The sequence below is a fragment of the Rhodobium gokarnense genome (genome assembly GCF_025961475.1).
GTDB lineage: Bacteria > Pseudomonadota > Alphaproteobacteria > Rhizobiales > Rhodobiaceae > Rhodobium > Rhodobium gokarnense.
Map to the genome: position 1 here is coordinate 243,275 of NZ_JAOQNS010000003.1, position 15,325 is coordinate 258,599.

The window sequence follows — 15,325 nt, forward strand, 5'->3', positions numbered from 1 at the left end:
TCCTATTCCGCCGCCTGGGAGGCGGGCTTGACTGGTTCGTCGCCGGATCGCTTGCGGCGCGAGACCTTGCCCCAGCCCTGGCGCACCGCCCCGACGATGCCCTGGGGCAGGAACAGGGTGACGAAGACGAAGAGCCCGCCCAGCGCAAACAGCCAGGCATCCGGCAGCGCGCCGGTGAAATAGGTCTTGGCGTAGTTGACGAGCACCGCGCCGATGACCGGGCCGAAGAGCGTCCCCCGGCCGCCGACGGCGACCCAGATGACGACCTCGATGGAGTTGGCCGGCGCGAATTCGCTTGGATTGATGATGCCGACCTGCGGCACGTAGAGCGCACCGGCGACCCCGGCCATAGCGGCGGACAGCGTGAAGACGAAGACCTTGTAGGCCTCGACCCGGTAGCCGAGGAAGCGGGTACGGGATTCCGCATCGCGGATGGCGATCAGCACCTGGCCGAGCCGCGAGCGCACCAGCATCCGGCAGACGAGGAAGCCGAGGCCGAGCGCGATCGTCGAGGCGATGAACAGCCCGGCGCGGGTCGAATCGGCCTGCAGGTTGAAGCCCAGAATATCCTTGAAGTCGGTGAGGCCGTTATTGCCGCCAAAGCCCATGTCGTTGCGGAAGAAGGCGAGCATCAGCGCGAAGGTCAGCGCCTGGGTAATGATGGAGAGATAGACGCCCGTCACCCGGCTGCGGAACGCGAACCAGCCGAAGACGAAGGCGAGCAATCCCGGCACCACGACGACCATCACCATGGCGAACCAGAACTGGTCGAAGCCGTACCAGAACCAGGGGAGTTCCTTCCAGTCGAGGAACACCATGAAGTCCGGCAGCACCGGATTGCCATAGACGCCTCGCGAGCCGATCTGGCGCATCAGATACATGCCCATGGCGTAGCCGCCGAGGGCAAAGAACGCGCCGTGGCCGAGGCTGAGGATGCCCACATAGCCCCAGATCAGGTCGACCGAGAGGGCAAGCAGCGCATAGCAGAGATATTTGCCGATGAGCGCCACCGCATAGGTCGAGACATGCAGCGGATGGCCGGCGGGCAGCGTCAGATTGGCGAGCGGGACCAGCACGGCGACGGCCGCCAGCAGGACGAAGAACGCCACCGCATAGCGGTCGAGCGATTTGAGGAGGAGCCCGGACATCATTGCTCCACCGCCCGGCCCTTGAGGGCAAAGAGACCGCGCGGGCGCTTCTGGATGAAGAGGATGATGAAGACCAGCACGAAGATTTTGGCCAGCACCGCGCCGGCATAGGGTTCGAGGAACTTGTTGGCGACGCCGAGCGTCATGGCGCCGACGAGGGTGCCCCAGAGATTGCCGACGCCGCCGAAGACGACGACCATGAATGAGTCGATGATGTAGGACTGGCCGAGATTGGGGCTGACATTGTCGATCTGGCTGAGCGCAACGCCGGCGATCCCGGCAATGCCGGAGCCGAGCCCGAAGGTCAGTTTGTCGACCCAGCCGGTGCGGATGCCCATGGAGCCGGCCATCGGCCGGTTCTGGGTGACGGCGCGCATTTGCAGGCCGAAGGCCGTGTAGCGCATCACCAGCATCAGGAGCGCGAGAACGGCGAAGGAAAAGAGGAGTATGTAGACGCGGTTATAGGTCAGCGTCAGCTCGCCGAGCTTGAAGAAGCTGCTCATCCAGTCGGGCGTGCCGACCTCCCGGTTGGTCGGCCCGAAGATCGAACGCACCGCCTGCTGGAGGATGAGGCTGATGCCCCAGGTGGCGAGCAGGGTCTCCAGCGGCCGCCCGTAGAGGAAGCGGATGACGCCGTGCTCGATCGCCATGCCGACGAGGCCGGCGATCAGGAAGGCGAGCGGCAGGGCGATGAAGAGGGAATAGTCGAACAGCCAGGGCGCGGAGGTGCGGATCAGCTCCTGGACCATGAAGGTCACATAGGCGCCGATCATGATCATCTCGCCATGGGCCATGTTGATGACGCCCATGACGCCGAAGGTGATGGCAAGGCCGATGGCGGCGAGCAACAGGACGGAGCCGAGGCTGAGGCCGTAAAAGACGTTCTGGGCGGCGCCCCAGAGTTCCAGCCGGTTCTCGATGCCGGTGACCGCCGTCTTCGCGGCCTCGGCGACCGGGCCGTCGCCGCTGGCGATGCCGGTCAGTACGGACAGCGCGTCGCGGTCGCCGCGGCTCTTGACCACGTCGATGGCCGCGATCAGCTCCTCGTCCGAGCCGCCGTTCTCAAGCACGATGGCCGCCCGCGCCTGCTCCATCGCCCGCTTGACGTCGGGGTCGGTCTCCTTGGCAAGGGCGGCATCGAGCGTTTCCAGGTCGTCGTCGTCGCGGCTCTGGAAGATGGATTCGGCGGCATCCGCGCGGATCGCCGCGTCGGGGCTCATCAAGGTAAGCGTGCCGATGGCGGCCGAAATGTTGCGGCGCATGCGGTTGTTGAGCCGGACCTTTCTGAGCGCCCGTTCGGACAGGACGCCGAGATCCTCGCCGGTGACGGGATCGCTGATCGCCATCCCCTCGGCGGTTTCCTTGCCGAGGACGACCCGGTCGTCGGACTTTCGATAGTAGAGATTGCGGTCGCCGAGCGCCTTCAGGATGGCGACGGCCCGCATGTCGCCGGAGGCGCCGAGCTTTTCGATCGCCTCGACCTTGGGATCGTATTTCCGGTCGGAAAATGCCTGCACCAGCGGCGCCAGATCGGCCTCCGCCGCCGCGACGGGAACGGCACTGGCGAGCGCCAGAAAGACGAGGGCGAGAATGGCCGGGAAAAGGCGGGACATGCCGTGGGACGTCCTCTATGCAGAGCCCTTTGGCGGAAAGGCGGGCAAGGGACGACTGGAGCCCCTGCCCGGATGTTTCGAAGCGGCGGGAGAAAACCCCCGCCGCAGGGGAGAAAAGATTATTCGCCCTGGCCGCCGCACTTGCCGGTGGCGACGTTGAAGTTGCCGCAGGACATGGGCTTGCGCCAATCGGAGATCAGGTCCTTGGAGCCCGGCAGGTAGTCCGACCAGGCATCGCCGACGACGGTGCCCGGGGTCTCCCAGACGATCTCGAACTGGCCGTCATCCTGCACCTCGCCGATCAGCACGGGCTTGGTCAGGTGATGGTTCGGCATCATGGTGGCGGTGCCGCCGGAAAGGTTCGGCACGGAGATGCCGATCATGGCGTCGGCGACCGCGTCGGTGTCGGTGGTGCCGGCCTTCTCGACCGCCTCGACCCACATCTTGAAGCCGATCACATGGGCTTCCATCGGGTCGTTGGAAACGCGGTCCGGGTTCCCGGTGTAGGCCTTCCAGGCTTCCACGAAGGCGTCGTTCTCGTCGCTTTCAACGCTCTGGAAGTAGTTCCAGGCGGCCAGGTGTCCGACCAGCGGCGCGGTATCGAGGCCGGCGAGTTCCTCCTCACCGACGGAGAAGGCGACGACCGGGATGTCCTCGGCCTTGATGCCCTGGTTGGCGAGTTCCTTGTAGAACGGCACGTTGGCGTCGCCGTTGATGGTCGAGACGACGGCGGTCTTCTTGCCGGCGGAGGCGAACTCCTTGATTGAGGCGACGATCGTCTGCCAGTCCGAATGGCCGAACGGCGTGTAGTTGATCATGATGTCTTCCTCGGCGACGCCCTTTGCCTTCAGGTACGCCTCGAGGATCTTGTTGGTGGTGCGCGGATAGACGTAGTCGGTGCCGGCGAGCACCCAGCGCTCCACTTCCGCTTCCTTCATCAGGTAGTCGACGGCCGGAACCGCCTGCTGGTTCGGCGCGGCGCCGGTGTAGAAGACGTTCTTGGAGCTTTCCTCGCCCTCGTACTGGACGGGATAGAAGAGGAGGCTGTTGAGCTCCTCGAACACCGGCAGCACGGACTTGCGCGACACCGAGGTCCAGCAGCCGAAGACCACCGCGACCTGTTCGTTGGAGATCAGTTCACGCGCCTTTTCCGCAAACAGCGGCCAGTCGGACGCCGGATCGACGACCACCGCCTCGAGCTGCTTGCCGAGCACTCCGCCCGCCTCGTTCTGCTGTTCGATAAGCATCAGCATGACGTCCTTGAGCGTGGTCTCGGAGATCGCCATGGTGCCGGAAAGCGAATGAAGAATGCCGACCTTGATGGTGTCGGCGGCATGGGCCGCCGTGCCAAAGGCAAGGCCCGCACCGACCGCGAGCGCCGCCGCGGTCCGGGTAAGGGCGGATGAAAAGTGCGACATGTATCCCTCCAGAAAGAATTGGCTGTTACCAAGACCCGGAGATAGCAACCGCCATGCCATCCGCGGGGGCGGGCCGGCGGTAACTCTTAACCGTTTATTAAATATATCTTTCTTGCCGCTTTTTGCGCTTTTACCGCGCGCGTCTCCGCAAGATTGCCCCTCGGTGGTGCCGGTAAAGCTTGTGCAAAAACCCGTAGAGCCGCCTAACGAATGTGCATGTAAGGAAATGCGCATAAATTAGACATGCTCGTATGCCGGGCCATCGGTCTCAAAAACAACGGATTCTGTCGAGTGCGGGCGGAAGGGCCGGGCCGGCGTTCGCCTTTTCGAGCACTCCGCGCCATCCGTGCCGCAAAGAAAGGCAGATCGCGTTACGGCGCCGCGGCGCGGGACCCGTTCGGCAGGGGGGAGCGCACGGCCGCCTCGATCAGCCGCTCGGCGAACGCGGCCTCGGCCTGCGTGCCCGCACCGGGCGCGGCGAGATAGACCTCGATGCCGAGATAGGCGAAGCGCTCCTGGCGCCAGATCGCCTGCGGGATTTCCGCCAGCGCCACCGGGAAGGCCTGTGCATCGCCCGCATCCGCCGCGGTGTCGGCCACGAGCTGGATGCAGCGCACAGGCGCCGCCAGCCCCGCCGCCGCACCGCCTATCCGCATGAGCGTTGCCGGATCGCCGGAAAAGACATCGGCATGGAGGCCCTGCGGATCGATGCCGCTGTGCAGGTCGATGAGACACCGGTGGTACGGCTCGAGATGATCGAGGATCTGGCCGTAGAGCGCGCCGTGTCGCAACAGGAACGCCTCGCGCTCCTCCGGCTGCGGCCGCATGCCGGAAATGCCTTCGGCGATCCTGAGGACCCCGAAGCGGGCTGGATCGAGGCGCTTTGCCACCGCCTCGCCGAAGGCACGCTCGTCGCGGTGGACGCCGATGACGAGGAGCGTTTCGGGCGGCGTTGCCTTTCGAAAGAATCGCGCCGCCATCTCCGGCCTCATCCGTCTCGGCGCTCGTAGCCCGGCGGCGACAACAGCACGGCCATCGGTCCGCAAAGACCGCCGAGCGCGAGGAGGACGGGATGCCCTGCCGTGGGTGTGCCGGTCGTCATCCCTTCGTCCTGTAGCCGTCGTCTTCCAGGACCCGCGACATGGCGGCCCGGTCGGCGACCGGCTTCATCTGGCAGCCCTTGGTGCCGCAGCCGCCGCAGTCGCCGCGCCGGCGCCAGAGCCGGCGATAGAGATAGAAGAGCGCGGCACCGACGATGAGGCCGAGAACGGCATAGTCGAGGAGCCCCTGCGCCTCGTGGCGCTCCCGGATGATGCCGCCGGTGGCGGGCATCCCGGTGCTGGCAGTCGTTTCGCCGGCCATGGGTCAGGTCCTCAGCGAGGGCCGGTGCGCGATCGTCGGCAGGAACGCGCTGCGCCGGCGCCGGCCGAACAGCCCGACGACGATCAGCAGCGCCAGCGAGCCGAAATAGACCGCCGTCATCGCCTCTATGCCGCTCGCCCCGGTCGCCATGCCGATCGAATAGACGGCGCTGGAAACGGTCAGCCCAAGCACGGTCGGGAACAGGATCGAGAACATCATCCACTTGTAGGAGCCGGTCTGGATCTTGACCATGACGGTTGTCGCCAGGCACGGCGGATAGAGCGCAAAGAAGAGGATCATGGAAACGGCAAGGAGCGCGGTGGCGCCGGCCGCCGTGGTCTCGGCCCCCATCCGGGTCTCCAGCGTGGCATTCTGGTCCTCGTCCTGCTGGAACAAGACGCCGAGGGTGGCAACGCTCGATTCCCGGGCCGCAAAGGACGACAGGAGGGCCACGTTGATCTTCCAGTCGAAGCCGGCGAATTGGGTCACCGGTTCCATGCCGCGGCCGATCGAGCCGAGCAGCGAGGAGCGGATGCGCTCCTCCTTCATTTCCCGGCGCAGGGTCTTGCGGGTCGAGACGAGGCTGCGCAGCGCCCGGCTCGCCGCCTTGGCGTCGGCGTCGCCGCGCGGCGGGCGGACCAGCGCGTAAAAGGCCGGGTTGGCCGCCTCGAAGCTGTCGTTGACGGCACTGGAAGCGGAGGCGCCGCTGGCGTTGAGCTTTGCCCGTTTGTAGTCGTTGGAAAAGTTGATCAGGGCGACGACGTTGCCGCCGGTCGCCACATCGGCATAGGCGTTGCCCTCCATCGCGTCCTGGAACGTGGCGATCGCCTCGTTGCCGGCCGCCTCGAAATGCGCCCAGCGCTCGTCGGAAAGGCCTGGGAACTGCAGCAGCGTGAAGACGACGACGGCGACCGCAATGACGATGGTGCCGACCTTCTTGACGTAGAGCCACGTGCGGTCGACGGCGCGGCGCACCACCCCCTTCACGGTCGGCAGGTGATAGGTCGGCAGTTCCATGACGAAGGGCGAGGTCTCCTGGCCGGAGAGCACGGTCTTGGTCAGGAGCTTGGAGACGAGGAGCGCGAAAATCACCGTGATCGTCGAGATGTAGAACATCATCAGCGACTTGTTCTCGACGAAGAAGATGCCGAGCAGCAGCGTATAGAGCGGCACCTTGGCGAGGCAGTTCATGAACGGCACGGCAAAGATCGTCGCCATACGCGCCCGGTTGTCGGGAATGCCCTTGGTCGCCATGACGCCTGGGACGGCGCAGCCGCCGGCAAAGACGCCGCCGAGGATCAGCGGCAGGGTGCTCTGGCCGTGCAGCCCGAAGCGGTGCAGCACCTTGTCGAGGATGAAGGCGATCCGCGCCATATAGCCGGAATCCTCCAGCATCGCGATCAGCGCGAACAGGATCAGGAAGATCGGCACGTAGTTGAGGAGCGTGTTCGCCGAATCGACCAGCCACAGCCCCATGGAGCGGGTGTAGGGATCGGTGAGGAAGCCGGCGTCGGGCAGCAGGCCGGCGATGAACTCGCGGGTATGGGCAAGCAGCGGCCAGGTGTAGTTGGTGAGCTCATAGCCCCAGACGATCGCCACCTGGTAGATCATGAAGACGGTGAAGACGAGGAACAGGGGCGCGGCGAAGCGATTGAGCACGAAGCGGTCGATATGTTCGGTGACGGTGCTGCCGGTTTCCCTGGTGCCCGCCGCAAAGACCCCGTCGAGAAGCGCCCGCACCGCCCGGTCGCGGCAGGCAACGACGTGGTCAGGAACGTCGATGCCCCTGGCCGTCACGAAGGCGGAGGCGCGAAGGGCGGCATCGGCGATCAGTGCGTCGGCGGCGTTCCCCGCGAGGCGCTCGCGGACGATTTCCAGGGCGCGCCTGTCGTCTTCAAGCAGCTTCAGTGCCAGCCAGCGCCGCGGCAGGTCGGCGAGCGCCTCGTGGCGCGCCAGCGCGGCTTCAAGCGCGGAAATGTCGGTTTCCAGGTCGCCGTAGTCGACCGCACAACGGGTCGTCGCCTCCGTCCCCGAAGCGGTGCGGATCGCGGAGCGCAGGGCCTCGCGGCCCTCGCCCTTGCGGCCGACCGTGGCGACGACCGGGACGCCGAGGCGCTCGGCAAGGAGGTCGCGATCGATCTTGGTGCCGCGCCGCTCCACCACGTCCATCATGTTGAGCGCCAGCACCGTCGGCAGCCCCATTTCGGTGAGCTGAAGGGTCAGGTGCAGCGAGCGCGTCAGGTTCGAGGCATCGACCACATTGACGGTGACGTCGGGCTTTTCGGTCAGAAGGAAGTCGCGGGCGACGCGCTCTTCCAGCGAGAACGAGGTCAGGCTGTAGGTGCCGGGAAGGTCGACCGCGGTGACCTTGCCGGACGCATCGCGATAGACGCCGTACTTCTTGTCGACGGTGACGCCGGGATAGTTGGCAACGTGCTGCCGGGCCCCGGTGAGCACGTTGAAGAGGGTGGATTTGCCCGCATTCTGCTGGCCTGCGAGCGCAACCAGCAAGTCACTCTTCGTCATTGTCGAAAACCTCGATCGTGGCCGCTTCCTGGCGCCGCAACGAGACGTTTGCCGCCTCGAGTTTGAGCTCGATCGGATCGTTGAGCGGCGCGCTGCGCACCACGACGACGTCCACATTCGGCATCAGGCCGAGATCCATCAGCCGCTGCCGCACGGCCCCGCCCGAATGGTGGCGCCGGATGCGCACGCGGCATCCGGGCTTGATGTCGTTGAGGGACAGAAAGGAAACGGCAGGCGTATGGAGCATCAAAACATCCGATCGACGGCGGCCGCGGCCGCACCGGAAAAAAAGCAGCCGGTGTTCCGATTAAAGTCAGACCATTAGCATATCGTCAAATGACATTCGGTCGCATTTGCAGGCTCCGACGGCCCGTCTAGGATACACCATATCCTGGTATTGCGTCTTATTTGCAGAAAGAAGGAAGCCTGATATGCGCGCATTCGTCCCCCTCCTTGTCGCGGCTGCAACCCTTGCCGCGAGCAGCGCCGCCGCGCACACGCCGCTGTGCTCCTGCTACGACAATGGCGACGGCACGGTCCTGTGCGAAGGCGGCTTCTCCGACGGCTCCTCCGCGTCCGGCGTCCCGGTCAAGGTCTTCGATGCTTCCGGCAAGGTCGTGCTGGACGGCAAGATGAGCGAGAACTCCGAGTTCGAGTTCAAGAAGCCGGACGGCGACTACAAGGTCCTGTTCGACGCCGGCCCCGGCCACGAGATCGAGATCGACGGCAGCGACATCGTCGAATAACGCCATCCGTCCCATAACGCCGCCTCGTCACCGAGGCGACGCCCCCTCCAACCAGATCGGCTGACTGCACCGGCGTCACCGCCGCCGGAGCCGTTCGCGCGCGCGAAAAGCGCACCGGAAATGACGTACACCCACGACCAACCACCGAGAAAAGAACCGGAGTCTGACCCAATGAGAGCTTCTGTTGTCGCCCTGACCGCGGCCGTCCTTGTCGGCGCGGCGAGCACCGCCCACGCCCATTTCCAGCTCGTCTATACCCCCGAGGTGATGCTGGAGAACCCGGCGGAGATCCCCTTCAAGCTGGTCTTCGGTCACCCGATGGAAAACGGCCATGTCATGGATATGGGGCTGCCCGAGGCCTTCACCGTCACCTTCAAGGGCAAGACCACGGACCTGAAGGACACCTTGAAGGAGATCACCTGGACCGGCGCCCACAACGACGCCAAGGCCTATGAGACCACCTACAAGGTCCGCCGCAACGGCGATTATGTCTTCGCATTGACGCCGGCACCCTATTACGAGGGCAGCGAGGACATCTACATCCAGCAGATCGCCAAGGCCTATGTGAACAAGGGCGCCATGCCGACCTCGTGGAACGAGCCGCTCGGCCTTGCGACCGAGATCGTGCCGCTGACGAAGCCCTACCAGACCTATGCCGGCGGCACCTTCACCGGCCAGCTCCTCGCCGAGGGCAAGCCGGTCGCCGGCGCCGAATGCGAGATCGAATACATCAACCCGGAGATCGACATGGACGGCAACGCCTTTGCCAAGGAGGCGAAGGGCCCGGTGCCGGCGAGCGCCATCGTCGCCATCACCGATCCGAACGGCATGTTCACCTTCGGCATCCCGCGCGCCGGTGTATGGGGCTTTGCCTGCCTCGGCTCCGGTCCGGACAAGGAGCACGAGGGCAAGGAACTCTCCCAGGACGCCGTCCTGTGGATCAACGCCGGCACGCTTCAGTAGCGCCGATCCTGAGGATCGCGCACGCTCGCGATGCGCGGACCGCCCCGCCGGACCTCTCCCTCCGGCGGGGCATTTTTTCCGGCCCGGAAGGACCCCACCTGCCATCCGGAGCAACTGCCCCTCCCGCCACCTTCGTTGTCCGAAACGGGTTGCAATCGGGCTCCGGAACCGGCATAAATGCAAATGGATCGCAATCGCATATGCATTATCCCTTATACATATGTGGCGGCGACCGGAAACGGGGAGATCGCCATGAGCCAATACGTCCACCACGTCCCGGGCCGCCTCCGGGTTCGCTGCAAGACGATGCGCGCCGACGCGGCCAAGCTGCGGGAGATCGCACTTGCCATGGAAGACGTGCCGGGCGTGCGCTCGATCCGGACCAACCCGCAATCGGGCAGCATCATCCTCGGCTACGACGGCGAGATCACCGACCGCGACACGCTGCTGGCTGCCCTCGACGGCCTCGGCTGCTCGGCCGAGTACAAGACGCCGAATCGGACCGGACCGCGCACCGTCAACTTCGGCGGCTCCTCCAAGCTGATCGGCGAGACCGTCACCCGGACGCTGGTCAGCGCCGTCGTCGGCACCGTCGTCAAGTCGACCGTCGAGCCGAAGGTGCTGACGCTCCTGAAGCTTTCCCGCATCGCCCGCTAACGGCGGATCGCGGCAGGGCCGAAACCCTGCCTAGCAATCCTGACAATGTGCGATTCTGCGCGTTGCCCGCTTATTCAGTGAATACTACGAATCACCAAATGAATGAGCCTGCCGATTCCGACCTCATCGCCGCCTTCTGGCGGATCCGGCCGATGCTGAGGATCGCCCACCATATTCCCGGCCGCATCCGGTTGTCCGTTTCCCTGAAAGCGCTGGCGAGCGGGCCGAAATTGTCCGCCGGCACGGTCGAGGCCCTTCTGGCGCGCCTTGAGGGCATCACCGCCGTGCGCATCAACCGGGCCGCGGGCTCGGCCACCGTCACCTACGATCCGAAGACGTTTCCGCCCGACCTGTGGTCGAAGATCGTGACCGCCGACCGTCCGGCGATCGAGGCGGAAATCCGCCGGCGGCTCGACCTCGCCGATGCATGAAGGCCGAATACATATGACCTACCACCCCGAGATGCCATACGCCGGACAAGGCGTGCCGGCCGTCCCCTATCCGGCGCCGCAGCCGGCCTCCGGCGACGTCTGCGCCGACCTTGTCCGGCTCGCCCTGATGGGCGCCGTGGTCGGCGGCTCGATCGCGGCGGCAAGCGGCCTCAGAAAAGTCCGCCGCGGCGAGATCCAGCAATGGGACATGACCCTTGAGACGACCCGCGGCGCGGTTCTGGCCGGCGCGGCGACCGCGATCTCCGGGGTCGCCGCCCGCGCCGTGACAGATGAGGGCATCGCCCGCCTCGGCATGCTCTTTGCCGGCGGCGTTGCGGCCTATTACGGCCTTGAGGTCCTGGCCGACCGGCTCGATCCGGCAAAGAAGACGGAAGGCGGCAAATGAGCGGCGAAAACGGTTTCGGCGGCCACCGCCACGGCGTGAAGAAGAACATCCTTGAAGGCCTCGGCGGCATGTTCGTCGGCGCCGCCGCCGTTCTCGTCCTGAAAGGCGCCTTCGCCCGCAAGACCGGCGAGCCGGCGCCGCAACCGGACGAGCCGGCAAGCGATACGCCGGCAAAGGACGAGGACAAGACGACAAAGGCGTCCGCGGCCAAGAGCACCGCACGCCGGGCCAAGAGCACCAGGACGACGCCGAAACGCGCGCCACGCAAACCGGCGACAGGGAGCGCTGAATAGAATGAGCGACCAGAACAAGGGGCCGGAGACCGGTCAGGTGGCCGGCGACGGCGGTTTCAATTTCCAGGGACAGGGTTTCGGCGGCCAGGGCTTCGGCGGACAGGGCTTTGGCGGACAAGGGTTTGCCGGCCAGGCCTTCGGCGGCCCCACGGGCGCTGACGGCGCTGCCGACACCGGTCCGCAAGGCTACGGGCCCCAGGCATTCCAGCCGATGGGCGGCCCGCAGATGCCGCCGCAGCCGAGTCCCTATGGCGCGCCCCCGTTCGGCCCACAGAGTGGCTGGCCCTACGGCTATGCCCCGATGCCGCCGATGGGCGGGCCGCAAGGCTTTGCCGGCTACGGTCCGGCCGATCCCTGTGGCTACGGCCCGCAAGGCTACGGCCCCCAAGGATACGGACCTGCCATGGGCGGCTTCGATCCCGGCATGGGCCAGGGGTCCATGGGCGCAGGCGGCATGGGCGGCCAGGGCGGAATGGGCCATGGCGGCGGCCAGGGAGGACAGGCCGGCAGCCAGGGCGGCGTAACCGGCATGCACAACCTCCTCAACGAGCTGACCAATGGCGGCAATCCGCTCGCCGCGCTGTCGCGCTACATCGATTTCAGCAATGGCGACTTCCTGAAGGGCGCCGCCGTCGGCGCCGCCGCCGTGCTCATTCTCACCAATGACGACGTCAAGAAGGCGATCTTCGGCGCCTTCGCCTCCAAGGGCGACGACGCCACCGACGACAAGAGCGAGGAATAGACGCCGATGCACGGATACTATCCGCGAGCCTATTTCGGCCCCCAGATGCGGCCGGGCTATCCCGCCCTTCGCGCCGGCACCATCGGCGTCATGATCGGCGGAGCAGGCGCCGCCGCGCGTAACATCCCGGCCTACCGCGCCGGCACGATGACGCGCCAGGAGGCCCTCAGCGACACCGCGCGCACCGCCTTCTTTGCCGGCGCCGCAGCGGCCGCTGCCGATGTCGCGGCGCGCGCGCTCGGCGGCAACGGCGTCCTGCCGACTGCGGCGGCCATCACCACCGGTGCCGCGGTCATGTATTACCTGGCGAAGTCCGCCAATGAGAAAACGGGTGACGAGAAATGAGCAACCAGGGCAATCCTCAGGGCGGCGCCTATCCGGGCCAGGGCCAGTGGGGCCAGGCCGGCCAGATGAATGGCGGCCAGGGCAATGGCGGTCAGGGCACCGGGGGGCAGGCCTATCAGGGCCAGGCGATGCAGGGCCATGGCAACATGCCCTATGGCGGCTATCCGCTTGCCGGCGGCGCCGTCGGCTACGCCGCCTATCCCCAGGGTTACGGCTACGGCGCCATGGCCCCGCAGCAATCGACGATGTTCTCGCCCTCCACCGAGCGCTTCATCAAGGGCGCGCTGATCGGCGCGGCCGCGGCCTATATCCTCACCAACCCCAAGGTCCAGAACGCCGTCATCAAGGGCTCGGTCCGGGCCTGGGATTTCCTGCAGGGCGGCATTGAGGAGGTCAAGGAACGCTTCCGCGACGCCGAGGCCGAGGTCCAGGCGGAAAAGGGCTCGGACTGATCTCCGGCTCCACCCCGAGCATCGCCCCTGATCCGCGTATCGGAAGGCTCGCTGAATGAACGCGGTCTCTCCCCCGCCCGCGACCGCTACCAATGGCCTGCGCCTCGTCCACGAGACGCCGCGGCGGCTGCGCTTCAAGCTGCCGCTGCTGAGGGATCGGCGGGTCAATTTCGGCTTCCTGCAGGTGATGCTGGAATCGGAGGACGGGGTTGCCAGCGTCAGGATCAACGACCGCGCCGCCAGCCTGGTCATCGCCTATGACGGCCGAAGCGAGGTTCGCGACGCGCTCCTCAGGCGGCTGAAGGCGCTTTCCGGCGAGACGCTGCCGAAGACGGCCTCCGGCCGGGCCTCCGAGGTCGCCGACCTCGCCCCGCTGATCGCCAACGGCGCCCTCATCGCGCTGCTGCCGTTCCTTGGCCCCACCGCGAAGGCCGCTCTCACCTTCCTCAACATCTCCGGCACGCTCGTCAATGGCGCCGCCGCGGCCACCCGCGGCATCAAGGTGGAAACCCTCGATGCGCTGGCCATCGGCCTCACCGCGGCAAAGGGCGAGTACCTGACGGCGAACACCACCGAGTTCCTCCTAAAACTCGCCGGCTATGTGGAAAGCACCACGGCCCAGAAATCCGACGACATGCTGCGCCACCTGCTGCGCCCGGAGCCGGTCGATGCCTGGGTGGAAAAGGGCGGCAAGCTCACCCGCGTCGCCGATACCGACATCAGGGAGAACGACCGCGTCGTCGTCGGCGTCGGCGAGCGCATCCCGGTCGACGGCCTCGTCCTGCGCGGCAACGCCTTCGTCAACCAGGCCTCCATCACCGGCGAGTCGGAGCCGGTGCGAAAGGAGCCGATGGACCGGGTGATCTCCGGCTCGGTCGTGGAGGACGGACGACTGACCATCGAGGCCCGCCATGTCGGCGAGGAGACGACGACGGCGCGGGTCTCCAAGTTCATCGAGCAGGCCCTCGACCAGACCTCGGAAACCCAGCGCGTCTCGGCCGCCCTCGCCGACAAGCGCGTCTATCTCACGCTCGGTACGGGCGCTGCCGTCTATTCGCTGACCCGCGACCTCACCCGGCTGGAGTCGGTACTCCTCGTCGACTATTCCTGCGCCATCAAGCTCGGCACGCCGCTCGCCTTCAAGTCCGGCATGTACAACGCCGCGACCTCCGGCCTCCTGATCAAGGGCGGTCAGACCATCGAACAGCTTGCAGCCGTCGATGCCTTCGTCTTCGACAAGACCGGCACGCTGACCCATTCCGAACTCGACGTCGTCGACGTCCTCGTCTTCGACACGAAGCACTGGACCCCGAAGCGGCTGCTGGCCATGACCGCCTCCATCGAGGAGCACGCCCACCACCCGGTCGCGGAGGCGATCGTGCGCCGCGCCAACGAGGACAAGTTCAACCACATCGACCACGGCGAGGTGGACTACCTCGTCGCCCACGGCATGCGTTGCAAGGTGCGCGGGGCGGGCGACATCCAGATCGGCAGTCGCCACTTCCTGGAAGACCACGAGAACATCTCGTTCGCGCCCTATGACGAGACCATCGAGCGGCTGTCGAAGGAGGGAAAGACCCTGCTCTACGTCGCCGCCGACGGCGCCCCGCTCGGCGTCATCGGCCTGGAGGACCGGGTCCGGGCCAACGCCGCCCGTGAGGTCTCGAAGCTGCGCGACCTCGGCATCAGGCGCATCGTCATGCTGACCGGCGACAACGAGGTAAAGGCGGCAGCGCTGGCGAAAGAACTCGGCATCACCGAGGTCCACGCCGGCATGGAGCCGGAGGGCAAGGCCGGCGTCATCGAGGCGCTGCAGGGCGAAGGCCACAAGGTCGCCTTCGTCGGCGACGGCGTGAATGACGGCCCGGCGCTCGTCACGGCCGATGTCGGCATCGCCATGCCGCGCGGCGCGGAGATCGCCCGCGCCTCCGCCGACGTGGTGCTGCTGGAAGACCGGCTGGAACTCCTCGCCGCCTCCATCGACATTTCGCGCCAGACCATGAAGCTGGTCGACACCAACTTCAAACTCGCCGCCGGCATCAACACCGGCATCCTCGCCGGCGCCCTCGCCGGCTTCCTGTCGCCGATCACCACCGCCGTCCTCCACAACGGCACCACGGTCGGGCTATTGCTGAAGGCTCTGAAGGGCGCCAAGCCGCAACTGGCGCCGCCGGCGAAACAGACGCTGGATCTCAAGGCCGAGAAAAATTAGCCGGCAAAAAT

General features: G+C 66.3%; 17 protein-coding genes. 10 read left to right on the forward strand and 7 right to left on the reverse strand.

Annotated features, from left to right (window positions below; translation table 11 throughout):
* Nucleotides 1-2: 2 nt before the first annotated feature.
* The 7 genes from urtC to M2319_RS06380 all read right to left on the reverse strand — a co-directional run bounded on the left by urtC (nucleotide 3) and on the right by M2319_RS06380 (nucleotide 8,314).
* A complete protein-coding gene (gene urtC / locus M2319_RS06350; protein WP_264600606.1) occupies nucleotides 3-1,151 on the reverse strand; it encodes an urea ABC transporter permease subunit UrtC in 1,149 nt (382 codons plus the stop codon).
* On the reverse strand, nucleotides 1,148-2,761 hold the full coding sequence (gene urtB / locus M2319_RS06355) for an urea ABC transporter permease subunit UrtB (protein WP_264600607.1): 1,614 nt from the start codon (nucleotides 2,759-2,761) through the stop codon (nucleotides 1,148-1,150). Before urtB ends, urtC begins: the two co-directional genes overlap by 4 nt.
* A gap of 119 nt (nucleotides 2,762-2,880) precedes the next feature.
* Nucleotides 2,881-4,179 (reverse strand): urea ABC transporter substrate-binding protein, encoded by a 1,299-nt coding sequence (urtA, locus tag M2319_RS06360; protein WP_264600608.1) that lies wholly within the window; start codon nucleotides 4,177-4,179, stop codon nucleotides 2,881-2,883.
* Nucleotides 4,180-4,550: 371 nt separating this feature from the next.
* Entirely contained in the window at nucleotides 4,551-5,159 is a 609-nt protein-coding gene (locus tag M2319_RS06365) for a hypothetical protein (RefSeq protein ID WP_264600609.1), read from the reverse strand.
* Between the two features lie 118 nt (nucleotides 5,160-5,277).
* Complete coding sequence (locus M2319_RS06370) at nucleotides 5,278-5,541, reverse strand: hypothetical protein (RefSeq protein WP_264600610.1); 264 nt, start codon at nucleotides 5,539-5,541, stop codon at nucleotides 5,278-5,280.
* Between the two features lie 3 nt (nucleotides 5,542-5,544).
* The gene (gene feoB, locus M2319_RS06375; RefSeq protein ID WP_264600611.1) at nucleotides 5,545-8,067 is read right to left on the reverse strand and encodes a ferrous iron transport protein B; all 2,523 of its coding nucleotides are present in this window, start codon (nucleotides 8,065-8,067) and stop codon (nucleotides 5,545-5,547) included.
* Entirely contained in the window at nucleotides 8,054-8,314 is a 261-nt protein-coding gene (locus M2319_RS06380; protein ID WP_264600612.1) for a FeoA family protein, read from the reverse strand. Before M2319_RS06380 ends, feoB begins: the two co-directional genes overlap by 14 nt.
* 184 nt (nucleotides 8,315-8,498) lie before the next feature.
* On the opposite strand from M2319_RS06380, the gene M2319_RS06385 reads away from it, so the two are divergent.
* From M2319_RS06385 to M2319_RS06430, 10 genes are all read left to right on the forward strand, one after another.
* On the forward strand, nucleotides 8,499-8,813 hold the full coding sequence (locus tag M2319_RS06385; protein WP_264600613.1) for a hypothetical protein: 315 nt from the start codon (nucleotides 8,499-8,501) through the stop codon (nucleotides 8,811-8,813).
* Nucleotides 8,814-8,984: 171 nt separating this feature from the next.
* Nucleotides 8,985-9,776: a DUF4198 domain-containing protein gene (locus tag M2319_RS06390; RefSeq protein ID WP_264600614.1), complete on the forward strand. Its 792-nt coding sequence runs from the start codon at nucleotides 8,985-8,987 to the stop codon at nucleotides 9,774-9,776.
* Between the two features lie 252 nt (nucleotides 9,777-10,028).
* On the forward strand, nucleotides 10,029-10,433 hold the full coding sequence (locus tag M2319_RS06395; protein ID WP_264600615.1) for an HMA2 domain-containing protein: 405 nt from the start codon (nucleotides 10,029-10,031) through the stop codon (nucleotides 10,431-10,433).
* A gap of 98 nt (nucleotides 10,434-10,531) precedes the next feature.
* Nucleotides 10,532-10,864, forward strand: coding sequence for a heavy-metal-associated domain-containing protein (locus tag M2319_RS06400; protein ID WP_264600616.1), 333 nt, complete (start codon nucleotides 10,532-10,534; stop codon nucleotides 10,862-10,864).
* Nucleotides 10,865-10,877: 13 nt separating this feature from the next.
* Nucleotides 10,878-11,270 (forward strand): hypothetical protein, encoded by a 393-nt coding sequence (locus M2319_RS06405; RefSeq protein ID WP_264600617.1) that lies wholly within the window; start codon nucleotides 10,878-10,880, stop codon nucleotides 11,268-11,270.
* Nucleotides 11,267-11,563, forward strand: coding sequence for a hypothetical protein (locus M2319_RS06410; protein ID WP_264600618.1), 297 nt, complete (start codon nucleotides 11,267-11,269; stop codon nucleotides 11,561-11,563). Before M2319_RS06405 ends, M2319_RS06410 begins: the two co-directional genes overlap by 4 nt.
* A 1-nt stretch (nucleotide 11,564) precedes the next feature.
* Nucleotides 11,565-12,305 (forward strand): hypothetical protein, encoded by a 741-nt coding sequence (locus tag M2319_RS06415; protein ID WP_264600619.1) that lies wholly within the window; start codon nucleotides 11,565-11,567, stop codon nucleotides 12,303-12,305.
* 6 nt (nucleotides 12,306-12,311) lie between these two features.
* Nucleotides 12,312-12,650, forward strand: a complete 339-nt coding sequence (locus tag M2319_RS06420) for a hypothetical protein (protein ID WP_264600620.1) — start codon at nucleotides 12,312-12,314, stop codon at nucleotides 12,648-12,650.
* A complete protein-coding gene (locus M2319_RS06425; protein WP_264600621.1) occupies nucleotides 12,647-13,102 on the forward strand; it encodes a hypothetical protein in 456 nt (151 codons plus the stop codon). The genes M2319_RS06420 and M2319_RS06425 overlap by 4 nt, the downstream gene beginning before the upstream one ends.
* 55 nt (nucleotides 13,103-13,157) lie before the next feature.
* Nucleotides 13,158-15,314 (forward strand): heavy metal translocating P-type ATPase, encoded by a 2,157-nt coding sequence (locus tag M2319_RS06430; RefSeq protein ID WP_264600622.1) that lies wholly within the window; start codon nucleotides 13,158-13,160, stop codon nucleotides 15,312-15,314.
* Nucleotides 15,315-15,325 lie beyond the last annotated feature (11 nt).

Coding starts and splice junctions, on each gene's coding strand:
- M2319_RS06430 (WP_264600622.1), top strand. CDS start 13,158: ATGAACGCGGTCTCTCCCCCGCCCGCGACCGCTACCAATGGCCTGCGC.
- M2319_RS06365 (WP_264600609.1), bottom strand. CDS start 5,159: ATGGCGGCGCGATTCTTTCGAAAGGCAACGCCGCCCGAAACGCTCCTC.
- M2319_RS06400 (WP_264600616.1), top strand. CDS start 10,532: ATGAATGAGCCTGCCGATTCCGACCTCATCGCCGCCTTCTGGCGGATC.
- M2319_RS06390 (WP_264600614.1), top strand. CDS start 8,985: ATGAGAGCTTCTGTTGTCGCCCTGACCGCGGCCGTCCTTGTCGGCGCG.
- M2319_RS06420 (WP_264600620.1), top strand. CDS start 12,312: ATGCACGGATACTATCCGCGAGCCTATTTCGGCCCCCAGATGCGGCCG.
- M2319_RS06415 (WP_264600619.1), top strand. CDS start 11,565: ATGAGCGACCAGAACAAGGGGCCGGAGACCGGTCAGGTGGCCGGCGAC.
- urtA (WP_264600608.1), bottom strand. CDS start 4,179: ATGTCGCACTTTTCATCCGCCCTTACCCGGACCGCGGCGGCGCTCGCG.
- M2319_RS06380 (WP_264600612.1), bottom strand. CDS start 8,314: ATGCTCCATACGCCTGCCGTTTCCTTTCTGTCCCTCAACGACATCAAG.
- urtB (WP_264600607.1), bottom strand. CDS start 2,761: ATGTCCCGCCTTTTCCCGGCCATTCTCGCCCTCGTCTTTCTGGCGCTC.
- urtC (WP_264600606.1), bottom strand. CDS start 1,151: ATGATGTCCGGGCTCCTCCTCAAATCGCTCGACCGCTATGCGGTGGCG.
- M2319_RS06395 (WP_264600615.1), top strand. CDS start 10,029: ATGAGCCAATACGTCCACCACGTCCCGGGCCGCCTCCGGGTTCGCTGC.
- M2319_RS06405 (WP_264600617.1), top strand. CDS start 10,878: ATGACCTACCACCCCGAGATGCCATACGCCGGACAAGGCGTGCCGGCC.
- M2319_RS06410 (WP_264600618.1), top strand. CDS start 11,267: ATGAGCGGCGAAAACGGTTTCGGCGGCCACCGCCACGGCGTGAAGAAG.
- M2319_RS06425 (WP_264600621.1), top strand. CDS start 12,647: ATGAGCAACCAGGGCAATCCTCAGGGCGGCGCCTATCCGGGCCAGGGC.
- feoB (WP_264600611.1), bottom strand. CDS start 8,067: ATGACGAAGAGTGACTTGCTGGTTGCGCTCGCAGGCCAGCAGAATGCG.
- M2319_RS06385 (WP_264600613.1), top strand. CDS start 8,499: ATGCGCGCATTCGTCCCCCTCCTTGTCGCGGCTGCAACCCTTGCCGCG.
- M2319_RS06370 (WP_264600610.1), bottom strand. CDS start 5,541: ATGGCCGGCGAAACGACTGCCAGCACCGGGATGCCCGCCACCGGCGGC.